Source organism: Hephaestia sp. MAHUQ-44 (genome assembly GCF_023806085.1).
Taxonomy (GTDB): Bacteria; Pseudomonadota; Alphaproteobacteria; order Sphingomonadales; family Sphingomonadaceae; genus Sphingomonas.
In genome coordinates, this window is sequence record NZ_JAMSLX010000001.1 from 82,206 (window position 1) to 99,898 (window position 17,693).

The 17,693-nt window shown below is 67.6% G+C and carries 16 protein-coding genes and 1 riboswitch; of the genes, 2 read left to right on the forward strand and 14 right to left on the reverse strand.

Annotated elements, in window-relative coordinates:
* Positions 1–11: 11 nt before the first annotated feature.
* The 3 genes from NFE57_RS00340 to NFE57_RS00350 form a co-directional block, all read right to left on the reverse strand.
* Entirely contained in the window at positions 12–737 is a 726-nt protein-coding gene (locus tag NFE57_RS00340) for a CPBP family intramembrane glutamic endopeptidase (RefSeq protein WP_252133569.1), read from the reverse strand.
* 10 nt (positions 738–747) lie between these two features.
* On the reverse strand, positions 748–1,713 hold the full coding sequence (gene glpX / locus NFE57_RS00345; RefSeq protein WP_252133570.1) for a class II fructose-bisphosphatase: 966 nt from the start codon (positions 1,711–1,713) through the stop codon (positions 748–750).
* Between the two features lie 165 nt (positions 1,714–1,878).
* A complete protein-coding gene (locus NFE57_RS00350; RefSeq protein ID WP_252133571.1) occupies positions 1,879–3,678 on the reverse strand; it encodes an ABC transporter transmembrane domain-containing protein in 1,800 nt (599 codons plus the stop codon).
* Between the two features lie 135 nt (positions 3,679–3,813).
* Here NFE57_RS00350 and NFE57_RS00355 point away from each other — a divergent pair, with 135 nt between their 5' ends.
* On the forward strand, positions 3,814–5,064 hold the full coding sequence (locus NFE57_RS00355; RefSeq protein WP_252133572.1) for a polyhydroxyalkanoate depolymerase: 1,251 nt from the start codon (positions 3,814–3,816) through the stop codon (positions 5,062–5,064).
* A 168-nt stretch (positions 5,065–5,232) separates the two neighbouring features.
* On the opposite strand, the gene NFE57_RS00360 is transcribed toward NFE57_RS00355, so the two are convergent.
* Genes NFE57_RS00360 through proS form a run of 3 tightly spaced genes read right to left on the reverse strand, consistent with a single transcriptional unit; the run spans position 5,233 to position 9,424 of the window.
* The gene (locus tag NFE57_RS00360) at positions 5,233–5,625 is read right to left on the reverse strand and encodes a YkvA family protein (RefSeq protein ID WP_252133573.1); all 393 of its coding nucleotides are present in this window, start codon (positions 5,623–5,625) and stop codon (positions 5,233–5,235) included.
* Positions 5,622–7,844 (reverse strand): ribonuclease R family protein, encoded by a 2,223-nt coding sequence (locus NFE57_RS00365; RefSeq protein WP_252133574.1) that lies wholly within the window; start codon positions 7,842–7,844, stop codon positions 5,622–5,624. Before NFE57_RS00365 ends, NFE57_RS00360 begins: the two co-directional genes overlap by 4 nt.
* Positions 7,845–7,888: 44 nt before the next feature.
* Positions 7,889–9,424: a proline--tRNA ligase gene (gene proS, locus NFE57_RS00370; RefSeq protein WP_252133575.1), complete on the reverse strand. Its 1,536-nt coding sequence runs from the start codon at positions 9,422–9,424 to the stop codon at positions 7,889–7,891.
* A gap of 158 nt (positions 9,425–9,582) precedes the next feature.
* Here proS and NFE57_RS00375 point away from each other — a divergent pair, with 158 nt between their 5' ends.
* Positions 9,583–10,488 carry a DMT family transporter gene (locus NFE57_RS00375; RefSeq protein ID WP_252133576.1) on the forward strand — a complete coding sequence of 302 codons (906 nt, stop codon included), beginning with the start codon at positions 9,583–9,585 and terminating at the stop codon, positions 10,486–10,488.
* Between the two features lie 155 nt (positions 10,489–10,643).
* On the opposite strand, the gene NFE57_RS00380 is transcribed toward NFE57_RS00375, so the two are convergent.
* From NFE57_RS00380 to NFE57_RS00415, 8 genes are all read right to left on the reverse strand, one after another.
* Positions 10,644–11,276: a DUF938 domain-containing protein gene (locus NFE57_RS00380; RefSeq protein ID WP_252133577.1), complete on the reverse strand. Its 633-nt coding sequence runs from the start codon at positions 11,274–11,276 to the stop codon at positions 10,644–10,646.
* A gap of 175 nt (positions 11,277–11,451) precedes the next feature.
* Positions 11,452–13,020: an aminomethyl-transferring glycine dehydrogenase subunit GcvPB gene (gene gcvPB, locus NFE57_RS00385; protein ID WP_252133578.1), complete on the reverse strand. Its 1,569-nt coding sequence runs from the start codon at positions 13,018–13,020 to the stop codon at positions 11,452–11,454.
* The gene (gene gcvPA, locus NFE57_RS00390) at positions 13,017–14,375 is read right to left on the reverse strand and encodes an aminomethyl-transferring glycine dehydrogenase subunit GcvPA (RefSeq protein ID WP_252133892.1); all 1,359 of its coding nucleotides are present in this window, start codon (positions 14,373–14,375) and stop codon (positions 13,017–13,019) included. The genes gcvPB and gcvPA overlap by 4 nt, the downstream gene beginning before the upstream one ends.
* A 158-nt stretch (positions 14,376–14,533) precedes the next feature.
* Entirely contained in the window at positions 14,534–14,905 is a 372-nt protein-coding gene (gene gcvH, locus NFE57_RS00395) for a glycine cleavage system protein GcvH (RefSeq protein WP_252133579.1), read from the reverse strand.
* The gene (gcvT, locus tag NFE57_RS00400; RefSeq protein WP_252133580.1) at positions 14,902–16,035 is read right to left on the reverse strand and encodes a glycine cleavage system aminomethyltransferase GcvT; all 1,134 of its coding nucleotides are present in this window, start codon (positions 16,033–16,035) and stop codon (positions 14,902–14,904) included. Before gcvT ends, gcvH begins: the two co-directional genes overlap by 4 nt.
* Before the next feature lie 162 nt (positions 16,036–16,197).
* Positions 16,198–16,299, reverse strand: a riboswitch (glycine riboswitch).
* A 77-nt stretch (positions 16,300–16,376) separates the two neighbouring features.
* A complete protein-coding gene (locus NFE57_RS00405; protein WP_252133581.1) occupies positions 16,377–16,646 on the reverse strand; it encodes a hypothetical protein in 270 nt (89 codons plus the stop codon).
* Positions 16,647–16,689: 43 nt separating this feature from the next.
* Complete coding sequence (locus NFE57_RS00410) at positions 16,690–17,010, reverse strand: hypothetical protein (protein ID WP_252133582.1); 321 nt, start codon at positions 17,008–17,010, stop codon at positions 16,690–16,692.
* Between the two features lie 6 nt (positions 17,011–17,016).
* Positions 17,017–17,658 carry a hypothetical protein gene (locus NFE57_RS00415; protein WP_252133583.1) on the reverse strand — a complete coding sequence of 214 codons (642 nt, stop codon included), beginning with the start codon at positions 17,656–17,658 and terminating at the stop codon, positions 17,017–17,019.
* Positions 17,659–17,693: the final 35 nt, after the last annotated feature.

A 17,693-nucleotide genomic window follows, 5' to 3' on the forward strand; every position in this document is an offset into this window, starting at 1 on the left:
ACCGGCCCGTTCTAATCACCGCGCAGACCGCCCCCAAGCCAAGGCCGCAGCAACAGGCCGTTGAGGTCGACCAGCACGTGCACGAGGATCGCGAGCCACAAGGCGCCGCTCGCGAGATAGACGAACGCGAGCACCGCGCCGACCGCGGTCGTGGCGGCCACGCCCTGCCAGCGCTGATAGCGGTGCGCGAGCCCGAACAACATGGTCGCGACCGCGAAACCCAGCACCGCATTGCCGGTCACCAGCGCGATCGTCAGCGGCAGCAGCAGGCGGAAATAAAGCTCCTCGGTAACGCCTGCCGCCAGCGCCGATCCTGCGGCGTGGAGCATCTCGCCCCGCCCGCGCGGCAATAAGAGCGAGAAATCGCCGAGCATCGCTGGCGCCTTGCCGCGACGCCGCCGCCATAACGTCCAGCCCCCGCCGAGCAATGCCCCGATCGCCAGCCCGCCCAACGCCTCGATCACGAGCAGCCCGATCGGCAAGGGATAGCCCGCCGCCGCGGCAAGCGCGCCGAACTCGGACGGCAGCACAATCAGCGCCTCGAGCCGCCCGAGCAGCGCGAGCCCCAGCACGGCAGGCCCCGCGAACAGCACGGCTGCCTTGGCGATCCAGATCCGGTAGCGCCGCCGACGCCAGCCCGGCGGCCGCGCCGCGGTCAGCTGCGCCAGCCGCCCGAAATTGCCCTTGAAGAAATAGCCATAGGCACCGAGCGCGAGCACCAGAACGATCAGCGCCACGGCGTGCCCCTTAGAGGCGGTGCTCGCCCTTCACCCAGCGCACCGTGCCCGAACTGGCGCGCATCACGACGCTTTCGGTCGTCATCCGCCCGCGCATCCGCTTGACGCCTTCGAGCAGCGACCCGTCGGTCACGCCGGTCGCCGCGAAGATGCAATCGCCCTTGGCGAGATCGTGGAGCTGATAGATCTTGTCGAGATCCTCGATCCCCCATTTGTGTGCCCGCGCGCGCTCGTCGTCGTTACGGAACACGAGACGGCCCTGGAACTGGCCACCGACGCAGCGCAGCGCCGCTGCCGCGAGTACACCCTCGGGCGCGCCGCCCTGCCCCATATAGATATCGATCGTGGTGTCGGGGTTGCTGGTCGCGATCACCCCCGCGACGTCCCCGTCGGGGATCAGCATGATGCCGCACCCGATCCCGCGCAGTTCGGCGATCAGCTTTTCGTGGCGCGGGCGATCGAGCACGCAGGCGATGATCTCGGCGGGCTTGACGCCTTTGGCCTTCGCCAGCGCCTCGATATTCCCGGTCGCGCTTTTCGTGAGGTCGATCGTGCCCTCGGGATAGCCCGGCCCGATCGCGATCTTTTCCATATAAACGTCGGGCGCGTTGAGCAGCCCGCCCTTCTCCGCGATCGCCAGCACGGCGAGCGCGTTGGGGCCGGCCTTGGCGGTGATCGTCGTGCCTTCGAGCGGATCGAGTGCGATATCGATCTTGGGCCCCTTGCCCGGCGCCGAGCCCACCTTCTCGCCGATATAGAGCATCGGCGCCTCGTCGCGCTCGCCCTCACCGATCACCACGGTGCCGTCCATGTAGAGGCCGTTGAACGCCTCGCGCATCGCCTGCACGGCGGCGGCGTCGGCGGCCTTTTCGTCGCCGCGCCCCACCAGCGCCGAGGCCGCGATCGCGGCCGCCTCGGTGACGCGCACCATCTCGAGCACGAGGACACGGTCGAGCACATGGCTTGCTGTCGTCATTGGGGCGAACTCTCCTGGATGGGTTGCGAGACCGATAGGCATCCGCGCCCGCGATGTCGAGCCGATCGCGGCACGCGGCCACGATCGCGCAACGGGGCCGTTCTTCTCTCGCGCCGAAGCAAGAACGGTGCGTCGACAAACGCCGCGCGAACGGCCCTGAGGCGGTTACGCCGCCTCGGTGAATTGCAGGCTCGCCAGCCGCGCATAAAGCCCGTCGCCGCTCGAAAGCGCGGCATGGGTGCCCGATTCGACGATCCGCCCGCCATCCATCACGATGATCCGCTCCGCCGCGCGCACCGTCGCCAGCCGATGCGCGATCACCAGCGTCGTGCGGTCGCGCATCAGCCGTTCGAGCGCCTCCTGCACCAGCCGCTCGCTCTCGGCATCGAGCGCCGACGTCGCTTCGTCGAGCAGCAGGATCGGCGCATCGCGCAGCACCGCGCGCGCGATCGCGATCCGCTGGCGCTGCCCGCCCGACAGCCGCGCCCCGCCTTCGCCGAGAAACGTATCGAGCCCTTGCGGCAGATCGCGCAGGAAATCGGCGGCATTGGCGGCTTCGGCGGCGTGCCAGATCGCCGCGTCGCTCGCATCCCAGCGGCCATAGCGCAGATTGTCACGCGCCGAGGCACCGAACAGCAGTGTCTCCTGCGGCACGAGCGCGATCCGCTCGCGAATCGCCGCCGGATCGGTATCGGGCAGCGCCACGCCGTCGATCCGCACCACGCCCGCCTGCGGATCGTAAAAGCGTTCGAGCAACTGGAACAGCGTCGATTTGCCCGCGCCCGATGGCCCCACCACCGCCACCGTCTCACCCGGTGCGATCTCAAGCGAGAAATCATGCAACGCGGCGATGTCGGGCCGGGTCGGATAATGGAACGTGACCTGCTCGAACGCGATTGCACCGCGCGCCGGGCTGGGCAGCGCCACCGGATGCGCGGGCGCGGCGATCTCGGGCGATTCGGCGAGCAATTCGGAAAGCCGCCCGGCCGCGCCCGACGCCCGCAGCAATTCGCCATAGACTTCGGTCAGCGCCTGAAACGCCCCCGCGACGATCCCCGCGGTGAACACGAACGCCGCCAGCGATCCGCCGGTCAGGTCGCCGCTCGCGACATCGTGGACGGCATCCCACATGATCAGCGTCATCGCGCTGAACAGCAGCGCGATCACCAGCGCGGTCAGGAGCGCGCGCATCCCGAAGCGGCGCTTGGCCGCCGCGAAGCCATCGCGCACCGCAGCCTCGAACCGATCGCCTTCACGGGCTTCCTGCCCGAACGCCTGGACGATCTTCATCGCGCCCAGCGTCTCGTTGGCGATCGCCCCGATGTCGGCGATCCGATCCTGGCTGGTGCGCGAATAGAGCCGCACGCGCTTGCCGAGCAGCATCAACGGCAGGATGATGACGGGAATGCCGAGGATCAGCCACAGCGCGAGCTTGGGCGACAGCGCGAACAGATAGACCACGCCGCCGACGCCGACGAGCAGGTTCCGAAGCGCCACCGACAGCGTCGTGCCGACCACGATCTCGACCACCGCGGTATCGGCGGTGAGTCGCGAGGCGATCTCCGACGGGCGGTTTTCCTCGAACCAGCGCGGCGCGAGTCGCAGCAGATTGCGCTGCACGGCAATGCGGACATCGGCAACGGTGCGCTCGCCGAGCCACGACACGAAATAGAAGCGCGCCGCCGACGCCAGTGCCAGCGCGAGCACGACTCCGATCAGCCCCTGAAAATAGGGCGCGATCGTCGTCGGATCGGCCCCGGCCGCAAAACCGTTGTCGATCACCTTTTGAAAGGTGCGCGGAATCCACAGGGTCGCCACCGCCGCGACCACCAGCGCGATCAGCGCTGCGGCAATCTGGAACGGATAATGCGACGCATAGCCCCAGACGATCAGCAGGTTGCTGAGCTTTCGGCGCGGTTGGGGCGGCGGTGGCGCCGGCGGCGTTGGGGGCGGGGTATCGGACATCGCCGAACCGCCTAGCAGTGGCGGCGGCGCGCCTCAACGGCTCACCGCGCACCCATGTTGCCAGCACCGGCCGGCGCGCCTATGCGTTCCCCCTGCGAAACCGGTTTCCGGTGGGCCCGACAGTAAAGGATTGCGATGCTCTACGGCGCATACGAATTCCAGCGATCGATGCTGGCCGGAGCCAGCGCGATGGCCGATTTCGGCGCCGGCCTGCTCAACAATCCCGCCAATCCCTTCGCCTATTTCGGCGGTGGGCCGGTGATGGGCTCGGCGCTCGAAGTGTTCGCCCACGCCGCGGCACCGCGCGGCAAACCTGCCTTCGGCCTGACATCGACGATGATCGACGGCCGGGAAATCGCGGTCGAGGAAGAAATCGTTCTTCGCAAACCGTTCGGCCAGCTCAAGCATTTCGCGCGGGCAGGCGTCACGGGCGGCCCCAAATTGCTGATCGTCGCGCCGATGTCGGGCCATTACGCCACGCTGTTGCGCGGCACGGTCGAGCGGATGCTGCCCTCGGCGGACGTGTTCATCACCGATTGGCGCGACGCCAAGCTGGTTCCGCTGGCCGACGGCAGCTTCGATCTCGACGATTATATCGACTATCTGATCGCGTTTCTCGACCATATCGGTCCGGGCACGCACATGCTCGCGGTCTGCCAGCCTTCGGTGCCATGCCTCGCCGCCACCGCGCTGATGAGCGCTGATCGCCACCCATGCCGCCCGCAGACGCTGACGATGATGGGCGGCCCGATCGACACCCGCAAGGCGCCGACCGCGGTCAACACGCTCGCGACGCAGCGCCCGCACAGCTGGTTCGAACAGAATGTGATCGCGACCGTCCCGATGACCTATGCCGGCGGCGGGCGGCAGGTCTATCCCGGCTTCCTCCAGCTCGCCGGGTTCATGACGATGAACCTCGGCAGCCACATGATCTCGCACTGGGAAATGTTCAAACATCTCGTCCAGGGCGACGACGAAGGCGCCGAAGCGACCAAGCATTTCTACGACGAATATCGCGCGGTGTGCGACATGACCGCCGAATTCTACCTCCAGACGATCGACATCGTGTTCCAGCGTCACGCGCTGCCGCGCGGCCAGATGACGCACCGTGGCCGCACGGTCGATCTCGGCGCGATCACCGATGTGCCGATCCTCGCGATCGAGGGCGAACGCGACGACATTTCGGGCATCGGCCAGACCAGGGCCGCGCTCACCCACACCCCGCATCTTCCCGAGGCGATGAAGCAATATCATCTCGCCAGGGGCGCGGGCCATTACGGTATCTTCAACGGCTCGAAATGGCGCACCAGGATCGCGCCGATCGTCGAGCAATGGATCGCGCGCTTCGACGGGGTGGAACGGGACGAGGCACCAAAGGTCGCGTGAAACCCGTCACCCCGGACTTGTTCCGGGGTCCAACGCGCCTCAAACGCCCGCGTTCATGGACAATTGGCTCCCGGAACAAGTCCGGGGTGACGACGCCCGCCCCTGAATGATCTTTTGTTTGCCGCGATTTCCGAGTCGCCAGATGATCCCATCTGGCTCGAAATCACTCTAATCATACGCGAAGTTGAACACGCTCCACACGAGCCACGCCGCGAGCCCCCACAAGGTCAGCACGATCACCACCCCGCTCCACGCGATCGGCCGCCGCGCGGCGGCCTCGGCGGTGGCGCGATGCTCGGCCATCAGCGTCGGGCTCACCAGCCGCTCGAACAGCCACACCCCCGCCGGGATCAGCAAGGCATCGTCGACCAGCCCGAGCACGGGGATGAAATCGGGCACCAGGTCGATCGGCGACAGCGCGTAAGCCGCGATCAGCAGCCCGACGATCCGCGCCGCCCAGGGCGTGCGCCGGTCGCGCGCCGCCAGCCACACCGCATGCGCCTCGATCCGCAACCGGTGTGCGAGCGAGGGGCCACGGGGCCGCCGGAACCGCCGCGTCATTTCTTCCGCCCCTGATGGCGGATGTTGGCCGGCCGCCCGCGATGCTTGAAGACGCGCCCCGGCCGGGGCTTGCCATTGCCTCCGCGTGCGCCCCCGCCGCCGTCCACCAGCTCGAAACGCAGCGCGCCCGACACCGGATTGGCATCGGCCAGCCGCAATTTCAGTCGCTGCCCTGAGGCGTAGGTCTCGCCCGATTCCTCGCCGACAAGCCGTTGCGCCGCCTCGTCATAACGGAAATATTCGCGGCCCAGATCGCGCGCCGGCATCAGCCCGTCGCCGCCGATCCCCTCGACGGTCGCGAAGAAGCCGAAATTGAGCACCCCGGTGATCCGCGCATCGACCACCTCGCCGACGCGTTCGGCGAGATAGGCCGCGACATAGCGGTCAGTGGTGTCGCGTTCGGCCTCCATCGCGCGGCGTTCGAGCTGGCTGATGATTTCGGCGGTGCGCTCCATCTGCGCGGCCTCGTCATCGGTGAGCGCGCCCGGCCCCAGCGCGAACGCCTGCACCAGCGCGCGATGGACGATGAGATCGGCATAGCGCCGGATCGGCGAGGTGAAATGCGCATAGCTGCCGAGCGCGAGCCCGAAATGGCCGTGATTGAGCGGCGCATAATAGGCCTGCGTCTGGCTGCGCAGCACCTGTTCCATCACCTGCGGCTTGAAATCGGCCTCGCCGACGCGCGCGAGGACGCGGTTGAAGGTCGCGGGCTTGATCACCTGCCCCAGCCCGAATTCGAGATCGAAGGTCTTGAGATAGTCCTTGAGCGCGACCAGCTTCTCGCGGCTCGGCGGTTCGTGGACGCGGTACATCACCGGCGCCTTTTTCCCCTCCAGCGCCTTCGCCGCCGCGACATTGGCGGCGATCATATAATCCTCGATCAATTTGTGCGCATCGAGCCGCTCGCGCGGCGCCACCGAGAGGATACGGCCCTTTTCATCGAGTTCGATCCGCCGCTCGGGCAGATCGAGATCGAGCGGCTCGCGCTTCGTCCGCGCCGTGTAGAGCGCGCGCCAACACCCCCACAGCGGCTTGAGCGCCTCGATATGCTTGCCTTTGCCGGCATCGATCGCCGCCTGCGCCTCCTCATAGGCGATATTGGCCGCGATCCGCACCGTCGCGCGCACAAACCGCCAGCTCTTGAGCGTGCCGTTTTTCGCGACCTGCAACTGGCACACCAGCGCCGCGCGATCCGCCCCCTGCTTCAGCGAACACATGTCCGCCGACAGCGTTTCGGGGAGCATCGGCACCACGCGATCGGGGAAATAGACGCTGTTGCCGCGCTTGCGCGCCTCGGTATCGAGCGCCGATCCGGGGCGGACGTAGAAGCTGACATCGGCGATCGCGACGATCGCCTGCCATCCACCCTCATTGTCGGGGTCGTCGTCGGGCGCGGCCCAGACGGCATCATCGTGGTCGCGCGCGTCGGCGGGGTCGATCGCGACGATCGGCAGATGCCGCAAATCCTCGCGCGGCGCATCGGCGATCCGGTATCCCGACACGCGCTCGGCCTCGTCGAGCACCGCCTGGGGGAAGACATCGGGAATGCCGAGCTTCTCGATTGCGATCAGCGAGAAATTGCGCGCCTCGAACGGATCACCGAGTCGGGCGACCACCTTGGCACTGATCCGCGGCCCCCGCCCGCCCAGTTCGGCACGCACCAGATCGCCCGCCTCGGCGCCGCCGGTATCCGACACCGCAAATTCGCGCCGCTCCTTCTTCTCGATCCCCTGCAACCAGAAGCGCTCGCCGTCCTGCCGCAGCACGCCGAGCATCATCTCCTCGCTGCGTGCGATTCTTTTCATCGGATGCGCGATCCACCCCGTACCCGCCTCTTCGGTGCGCGCGAGAATGCGGTCGCCGACGCCCAGCGCGCTGCGTTTGCCGCGTTCGCGCACCCTGAGCCGCGGCGGCGGCGTATCGGCGTGCCAATGCTCGGGCACCGCCCACACATTGCCGCCGTCATCGACATCGGCGACGCGCAGCACGGTCACCCTGGGCACGCCGCCCATCTTGTGGAAAGCGCGACCGGGGGCCGAATCGATCAGCCCTTCGTCCGCCATGTCCTTGAGCAGCGCCTTGAGCGCGATCTTGTCCGCACCGCGAAGCGCAAAGGCGCGCGCGATCTCGCGCTTGCCCGCGGGCGTATCGCTGCTGGTGATGAAATCGAGGATCTGCTGTCGCGACGGCAGGCCGGGCTTCGGTTTTGGTTTCGCCATCGTACGGGAGATACGGCCTCGCGCGGCGCGCGTCACCCGCGCAATCAGTAAGCCCGGCCGATCAGGATGCGTTCCACCGCCGGCGCCCCGCTGAACACGCACGTCCCGTCCGCTTCGGCGGCATCGCGCGGCGCGTTGCGCACGGTGAGCTTGAGCGCCTTGAGCCGTTCCTCGACCTGCTTGAGCGCCGCGCCGGTCGGCCTGGCCCATTGCACCTCGACCCAGCCGGGATATTTGCCGCTTTTGGCGAAAAACGCCTCCACCCCGGCAAAATCGGTGATGCTGCGATCGATGTTGGCGTCCATCCGCGCGCGCGCTTCGGCATGAAGCCCGTGCTGGATGCCCTCGAGCAACCCGGCCGCGTCGCCGACGAAAGCATCGCGCGCCACGATCGCCGAATCGAGCTTGCCGTCGTCGCGGTACAGCCGATCGCGGCGGATCACCGAGACATTGCCGCCCGCCACATCGCGCCCGCCGACCTCGACGACGATCGGCGCGCCCTTCTTGACCCAGCCCCAACGCTTGACCGCCGCCTTGGCCGGCTTCAGATCGAGCAGCACGCGCATCGGCTCGCCGAGCACGCTCTGCTGCGCCAGCTCGGCCTGAAGCGCGCGGCAATAATCGACGATCGCCGCATCCTCGGGATTATCGCGCAGCATCGGCACGATCACCACCTGCCACGGCGCGATCCGCGGCGGTACGCGCAAGCCGTCATCGTCGCCATGCGTCATGATGACCGCGCCGATCATCCGCGTCGACACGCCCCAGCTCGTCGTATGCGCCAGCTCGAACTGCCCCTCGGCATTCTGGAAGCGGATGTTCTGCGCGGCCGCGAAATTGGTGCCGAGGAAATGCGAGGTGCCCGCCTGGAGCGCCTTGCCGTCCTGCATCATCGCCTCGATCGACCACGTTTCGACCGCGCCGGGAAAGCGCTCATGCTCGGGCTTCTCGCCCGCAACCACGGGCACCGCGAGGCAATCCTCCGCGAAGCTGCGATAGACTTCGAGCATCTTGAGCGTTTCGTCGCGCGCCTCATCGGCGGTGGCGTGCGCGGTATGGCCTTCCTGCCACAGGAATTCGCTGGTGCGCAGGAACATCCGCGTGCGCATTTCCCAGCGCACCACGTTCGCCCATTGGTTGATCAGCACCGGCAGATCGCGCCACGACTGGATCCAGCGCGAGAAGGCCGCGCCGATCACCGTCTCCGAGGTCGGCCGCACGACCAGCGGCTCTTCCAGCTTCGCCTGCGGATCGGGGATCAGCCCGCCTTTGCCGTCGCCGATCAGCCGGTGATGCGTGACGACCGCCATTTCCTTGGCAAATCCTTCGACATGCTCGGCCTCCTTCTCGAAATAGGAGAGCGGGATGAACAGCGGGAAATAGCAATTGTCGTGCCCCGTCGCCTTGATGCGATCGTCGAGCAGCCGCTGGATACGTTCCCAGACGCCATAGCCCCATGGCCGAATGACCATGCAGCCGCGCACCCCCGATTCCTCGGCCATGTCGGCCTCGGTGATGACGGCCTGATACCAGGCGGCGAAATCCTGCTCACGGGTGACGGAAAGGGCATGCTTGATCATGGCGGGCCTTTGAGAATGACGCGATCTGCTAGACTGCCCGGACGGTGGCGTCCACCATCCACATGCCGCACGACACCCGAAGCGGATTCAGCAGCGCCGAATCCTGGCGGGCCGGCGTGGCTTCCACGCAAGCCGATCACCCTCTAAGACCCACCCCCATGACCTCCGCCGCGCCAGAGCGCATCTTTGCCGGGCTGGGCCTCAGGCTGCTCTCGGTAGGGCTGCTCGCGTCGATGCAGGCGCTGGTCAAACTCGCCGAGGCACGCGGCGCCAGCCTGCCCGAGACGATGTTCTTCCGTCAGGCGTGCGCGGTGCCATTGGTGGTCGCGTGGATCGCCGCCGGGCCGGGGCTGGCGAGCATCCGCACCCAACGGATCGGCGCGCATCTCACCCGCACGATCGTGGGGCTGATGGGGATGGTGTGCACCTTCGGCGCGGTACTGCTGCTGCCACTCGCCGAGGCGATGACGCTGCAATTCACGGTGCCGATCTTCGCGACCATCCTGAGCGCGCTGGTGCTGCGCGAACCGACCGGATGGCATCGCTGGGGCGCGGTGATCCTTGGCTTTGCCGGGGTGCTGATCGTCGCACAGCCGGGCAGCGGCGCGTTTCCGCTCACCGGCGCGCTGGTCGGGCTGCTGGCGGCCCTGATGGTCGCGGTGATCGCGATCCTGCTGCGCCAGATCGGGCGTACCGAGCCCGCCGCGACCACGGTGTTCTGGTTCTCGGTCCTGTCGCTGCCGCCGCTCGGCATCGTCTATCTGTTCAACCTCCAGCCGCACGATCCCGCCACCTGGGCGGTGCTGGTCACGGTCGGGCTGGTCGGCGGGCTCGGCCAGCTCGCGATCACCGCCTCGGTGCGCTTCGCGCCCGTCTCGACGGTGGTGCCGATGGACTATTCGAGCCTCATCTGGGGCATCGCCTACGGCTGGCTGATCTTCGGAACGCTGCCGACCGAAGGCACCTGGATCGGCGCCCCCGTGATTATCGCGAGCGGCCTCTACATCGTCTATCGCGAACACATCCGTCATACCCGCAAAACCGATCGCGCGATCGGCGATTGAGATGCTTGGGGGCGCCGGCCGGCCGGAGCGGCGAGCGTTACACCTACACCGTTCGCCCTGAGCCTGTCGAAGGGCCGTTCTTCTTTCGACCCCGAAGAGTAGAACGGTGCTTCGACAAGCTCAGCACGAACGGATCGTATTCAGGGCCGGCCGCGCTACCGCCGCCTGAACACCAGCGACACATTGTTGGCAGGCATCTCGACCAGCCGGTCGAAGCCGAAACCGGCATCCTCGGCCGCGGCGCGCACCGCTTCGACGCGACGCAACCCCCAACGCGAATCGCGCGCCTTGAGCGCGGCATCGAACGCCTCGTTGCTCGGCGCGGTCGGCACCGCGTCACGCCGATACGGCCCGTAAAGCACCAGCGGCGCGCCCCGCGGCAAGATCCGCGCCGCCCCCGCGAACAACCCCAGCGTCGCCTCCCAGGGGCTGATATGGACCATGTTGATGCACACACAGGCATCGGCACGCGCGATCGGCCAGTCGTCCGCCACCGCATCGAGATCGAGCGGCGCGCGCACGTTGGCCAGCCCCTCGCTCCACGCCACGATCGAGGCGCGCGCGTGCGGATCGGGATCGCTCGGCTGCCAGACAAGCCCCGGAAATTCGCGCGCGAAATGCGCGCAATGCTCGCCGCTGCCGCTCGCCACTTCGAGCACCAGCCCCGCGACCGGCAGCGCGTTCATCAGCACCTCGGCGATCGCCTCGCGATTGCGCCGCGTCGCGGGCGCATGGCGGCGCGGGCCCTCGGCCTCGGCATCGGCGGCGAGCCAGGGACGCTCGGTCATCATGCGTGCCCCATGCCGGACGCACTCGTGGCGTTGCCGGCATGAAGCATTCCGGCGTGCGACGGTGCGGCATCTCGGTCCATCGACGATCCCCTGATCGGTTCCGCCGGCAACCTAGAACCTGTTCGCCGCCGATGGAAGCGACGTGCCCGCGCAGGGGGCGGATCGCGATCGCCTATTCCGCGGCCTCGGCGAGCGCCGGGTCGTGCCACACCAGCACCGGCTTGCGCGCGGCAAGCGTTTCGTCGAGCCGGCGGCGCGGCGCAAAATGCGGCGCGGTCTTGAGGCTTGCGTCGCCCGCCTTGGCACGCGCGGCGACGCTGCGCAGCGCGCCGATGAACTGATCGAGCGCGGCCTTCGACTCGGTCTCGGTCGGTTCGACCAGCATCGCGCCGTGGACGACGAGCGGGAAATACATCGTCATCGGATGATAGCCCTCGTCGATCAGCGCCTTGGCGACGTCGAGCGTGGTGAAGCCTTCCGCAAAGCCGTCGTCCGAGAACAACGCCTCGTGCATGCACGGCCCCGCGCCTCCGAACGGCGCGTCGAGCACGTCGTCAAGGCTCCTGAGCATGTAATTGGCATTGAGCACCGCATCTTCGGCTACCTGGCGCAACCCGTCGGCGCCATGGCTAAGGATATAGGCGAGCGCACGGGTGAACATCCCCATCTGGCCGTGGAACGCGACCATCCGCCCGAACGAGCGCGCATGGTGATCGCCCGCGGTCTCTTCCTCGACGATCCGTAAGCCCTCCGCGGTCTTCTCGACGAACGGCAGCGGCGCATAGGCCGCCAGCGCCTCGGAAAACACCACCGGCCCCGATCCCGGCCCGCCGCCGCCATGCGGGGTCGAGAAGGTCTTGTGGAGGTTGATGTGCATCGCATCCACGCCGAGGTCGCCCGGCCGCACGCGCCCGACGATCGCGTTGAAATTGGCGCCGTCGCAATAGACATAGCCGCCGGCGGCGTGGACCGCGTCCGAGATCGCCTTCATCTCGCGCTCGAACAGCCCGCAGGTATTGGGGTTGGTAATCATCACCCCCGCCACGTCGGGGCCCAGCCGCGCCTTCAACGCCGTCAGATCGACGCGCCCTTCGGCGGTGGCGGGAATATCCTCGACACTGAAGCCCGCGAAAGCAGCGGTCGCGGGATTGGTCCCATGCGCGCTTTCGGGGACGAGGATGACGGTGCGCCCGCCCTCGCCGCGCTCCTCCAGCGCCGATCGGATCGCGAGGATGCCGCACAATTCGCCGTGCGCGCCCGCCTTGGGGCTCATCGCGACCGCGTGCATCCCGGTCAGCGTCACCAGCCAGTGCGCGAGTTCGTCGATCACCCCCAGCGCGCCCTGCACGGTATCGACGGGCGCAAGCGGATGAACGTCGGCAAAGCCCGGCAGCCGCGCGACCTTCTCGTTCAGGCGCGGATTGTGCTTCATCGTGCACGAGCCGAGCGGAAACAGCCCGAGGTCGATCGCGTAATTCTGCCGGCTGAGCCGCGTATAATGCCGCACCGCCTCGGGTTCGGACAGGCCGGGCAGCCCGATCGGCGCGCTGCGCTCGAGCCCTGCCAGCCGGCTCGGCCCCGTCGCGATCTCGGGAATATCGACCCCCGTCGTCGCGGTCGAGCCGATCTCGAAGATCAGCGGTTCGTCGAGCATCAGCGCGCGGTTGCCGGTGAAGGTCGGGGCATCGACGCCCCCCGCCTGCGGCGCTTCGGGGCGCCAGCCGCTCCGGTTGACGCTCATGCCAGCACCTCCTCAAGCTCGACGGCGAAGGTTTCGACATCCTCGCGCGTGGTGGTTTCGGTCACCGCGACGACGAGCCCGTTCGCGAGCGCCGCCACCTCGGGATAGAGCCGCCCGAGCGACACCCCCGCCAGCACCCCGCGATCGGCGAGCGCGCGCACCACGGGGCGCGCTTCCTTCGACAATTTCAGCGTGAATTCGTTGAAGAAGCTTGTGTTGACGAGCTCGACGCCGGGCACCTGGGCCAGCCGTTCGGCCGCCGCCACCGCGCCCGCATGGTTCACCGCCGCCAGCGTGCGCAGCCCCGCCTCGCCCAGCAGGGTCATGTGGATCGAGAAGGCCAGCGCGCACAATCCGCTGTTGGTGCAGATGTTCGAGGTCGCCTTTTCGCGCCGGATATGCTGCTCGCGCGTCGAAAGCGTCAGCACGAAACCGCGCTTGCCGTCGGCGTCGACCGTCTCGCCGCACAGCCGCCCCGGCATCTGCCGAACATATTGCTGCTTGCACCCGAACAGCCCGACATAGGGCCCGCCGAATTGCAGCCCGACGCCGATCGATTGCCCCTCGCCGACGACGATATCGGCATCCATCTCGCCGGGGGATTTGAGCGCGCCGAGCGCCACCGGCTCGGTGACCACCGCGATCAGCAGCGCCTTCTTCGCGTGGCACGCGGCAGCCAGCGCCGAAAGGTCGCCGATCCGGCCCAGAATATCGGGATATTGCACCACGACGCACGACGTCTCGTCGTCGATCCGGTCGATCAGCGCGGCGGTATCGGGCGCGGCATCGAAGGTCGGCGCGGCGGTCTCCAACACGTCGCCGGTAAACCGCGCCATCGTCCGCGCAACCGACACATAATGCGGGTGCAGCCCCGACGACAGGATCGCCTTGCCGCGCCGCGTGATCCGCCGCGCCATCCCGATCGCTTCCCAGCACGCGGTCGAGCCGTCGTACATCGACGCATTGGCGACATCGGTGCCGAGCAGCCGCGCGACCTGCGTCTGGAACTCGAACAGCATCTGCAACGTGCCCTGCGCGATCTCGGGCTGGTACGGCGTGTACGCGGTCAGAAACTCGCCGCGCTGGATCAGATGATCGACCGAGGCGGGCACATGATGCCGATACGCCCCCGCGCCGAGGAAGAACGGCACATCGCCCGCCACCACATTCTTGCGCGCAAGCGCCGCCATGTGCCGCTCGACCGCCAGTTCGGAGGCGTGCATCGGCAGATCGCGAATCGGCCCGTCGAGCCGGGCCGAAGCGGGCACATCCACGAACAGGTCATCGATCGATTCCGCGCCGATCGTGGCAAGCATCGCCCGGCGGTCGTCAGGCGTAAGGGGCAGGTAGCGCATCATCTCGTCTCCCCCTCCCTTTCAAGGGAGGGGCTAGGGGTGGGTGAGCAGCGTCGGGGCTCGATGCCCCGGCGGTGCTGTGGAGGCAGGCGTCGGAGGCTCGCATGCGCTCGCCACCCACCCCCGGCCCCTCCCTTGAAAGGGAGGGGAGAATCTGATCACAATTTCGCGACGAACGCCTCATAGGCGCTCTCGTCCATCAACGCCTTGAGTTCGTCCGGATCGCTCAGCGTCAGCCTGAACATCCAGCCCTCGCCCTCGGCATCCTCGTTGACGAGCCCCGGCGTATCGCCGAGCGCGGCATTGCCCTCGATCACGCTGCCCGAGACGGGCGCATAGATGTCCGACGCGGCCTTGACCGATTCGACCACCGCGGCGTCGTCGCCCTTGGCGAAGGTCCTGCCCTCGTCGGGCACGTCGACGAACACGATGTCGCCCAACTGGCCCTGGGCATAATCGGTGATCCCGACGGTGCCGGTGTCGCCATCGACATCGACCCATTCGTGATCTTCGGTGAAATATCGGCTCATTGCGCTGCTCCTCGGACGTAGCGGTGGGGAACGAACGGTGTCGTCGCGACGGTCGCTTCATGGACCTTGCCGCGCTGGGTAAGCTGGATGCGGGTGCCGGGCGCGGCCATCGCGAGCGGCACATAGGCCATCGCGATCGGCACCCCGAGCGTCGGCGCGAACCCGCCCGAGGTGACCTTGCCGACCGTCGAGCCGTCGCTATCGAGCACCGCGGCGCCCTCGCGCACCGGCTGGCGGCCATCGACCACCAACCCGACGCGCTTGACGATCGCGCCCTGCTCGCGCTCGATCAGGATGCGCGCGGCGCCGGGGAAATTGGCTTCCGCGCGCCGCCGCTTGCTGGCGACCGCAAAGCCGAGATCGGCCATGATCGGCGTCGTCTCTTCGTCGAGATCGTGCCCGTAGAGCGGCATCCCCGCCTCGAGTCGCAGCGAATCGCGCGCGCCCAGCCCGATCGGCTTGACCTCGGGTTCGGCGACCAGCGCCTCGGCGAAGGCCTGCGCGTGCGCGGCGGGAAGCGAGATCTCGAACCCGTCCTCGCCGGTATAGCCCGAACGGCTGAGCCACAGCGGCACGCCATTCCATGCGAACCGGCCGCCGTGCATGAACACCAGCGCCTCGACGCCCGGCACCAGCCGTGCGAGCACCGCGGCCGCCTTGGGGCCCTGCAGCGCGAACAGCGCATGCTCGTCCATCTGGTTGAGCGTGATCTCGTCGGGCAATTCGTACCGCAAATGCGCGATATCGTCATATTTCACCGCGCCGTTGACGACCATGTAGATGCCGTCTTCCCAGCGCGTGATCATCAGATCGTCGAGAATCCCGCCATTCTCCGCCAGCAGCAGCGAATATTTCTGGGTAAAGGGCTTCACGCCCTTCACGTCCGTCGGGAGCAGCGCCTCGAGCGCGTCGTCGAGCCCCTCGCCCGACAGGAACAGCTGGCCCATATGGCTGACGTCGAACAGCCCGGCCGCTTCACGCACCCACAGATGCTCGGCCATGATGCCTTCATATTGAACGGGCATCATATAGCCCGCGAACGGCACCATCCGCGCGCCCTGCGCACGGTGCCAGGCGTCGAGCGGCAACAGCTGCGGCTCGATAGGGTCGAGGTCGGTTTCGTCGCGCACGCACGGCCTCCGTTATCTGAAAAGACGACGCATCGGCCGGTGTCCCGGTTCCGCTACGCCGCCCCCTCTGTCACGGAACCTGAGAGCTTTCACCGTTTACCTGAAACGGCTTACCCCTTCGGTGGCCCCGGACCAGGTCCGAAGGCGCTTTCCAGAGTGTCAAAGCCACGCGCGGTCTCTGGTGCCTGAGAGATTCCGGGGCGGTTGCTCCTTCGGCGGACCCGGCCAGACCTGCCGACCAGATCGCTCTCCCGCGCGTGCCCATGCCGGTCAAACCGCCATCGACGCCGCAAGCTCTGGCGAAGTGCAAAAGCCGAGTCAATCCGTCGTTTGGGGGGTGCTTATCCCGAAACGACAGCCTGCCGCTTTTCGCGCGGCGCAACGATCGATCGCAACAAGGCGGCACCCGCGGTCGATTGCGAGATGAGGCAGGGCTCATCCCAATCGTTCATGGCGATGAACCGCATCCCCGCGACCGAGATGACATCATGGGTCGCAGCCTTGGTCACCCGCAATCGCCCCGCTTCGCCAAGGCGACGCCTGACGACCGCCGCATCTTCGGGGCGATATTCCAGACTGACGTTGCCGGCATCGAGTTCGATCAACTTCATCGCGATCTCCTGCCCATCAATGTAGTGCGCCGGCGCAAAACGCTCAAGACGACGCGATTCGCGCCGGGCGGCACGCCGCAGCGATCACCGCTTCCCAACTGCCGTATTTGCGGAACAACCAATCAGCGTCCGGCCCGATCGGATCACCGTATTTCAACCGATTACGCTGCTCCATCAGCGCGACGATGGCGGGGTCATCGCCGGCCCTGAAGCGCTGCTTGAGCGCGTTGCGCCGCGTGACGAGATCGCGTGCGATCACTTCGAGCGATTCGCCATCGGTCTTACGACGACGCGCCTCACCGGCCAGCGCCCGCACCTCCCGCTCATAAGCGATCCGTGCAGCCACCCAGCGCGGATCGGCCATGCCGTATCAGCGCGTCAGATTATATTTGAGCTGATCCTCGGTAAGCTGAAATCCGACCAGCGCCTCGAAGCTCGCGCGCAGCACCGCGTCGCGGACGTTGGGCTGCGACAGCGGGTCGATCGCGGCATCGACGTCGCCGGGCTTGCGCTTGCGGGTGATCTCGTCGCGAATGTCCTTGGGCAGCGTCGCCGCCGCGCGGTTGACGATCGCGGTGGCCTGGCCGCGCGTCTGCGCGCGCGCCGCCCCCGCCTCGAAATGGAGCGAAACATGGCCGAGCCGCTTGGCGACGACCGCCGTGCCGCCGTTCACCACCGTGATGAAATAGGGCAGCGTCACGTCGCGCGCGGCCGCGGTATCGCGTCGCTGCGCGAACACGTCGAAGGTGATCGTGGTCACGACCTCCGCCGCCTCGGCCGCGTCGCCGCAGGTCGAACGCACGTTGGTCATCACCGCCGATACGTCGAGCGCGCTGGCGTCGACCGAGCTTGCGGGGTTGAACAAGGTGATGTCGCCGGTGCCGGCCGGCACGCCGACCGCAGGGCACGCGGTGCGGACAGCGGTGATGCCGCCCGCGGTGATGTCGCCTGACCGGGCACAGCCGGTGGCGAGCAGAATCAAGGCGATCGGGGCGATCTGGCTCAGTTTCACGGGTACGCGGACCTTCTCGACAGACGAAGGGCGGC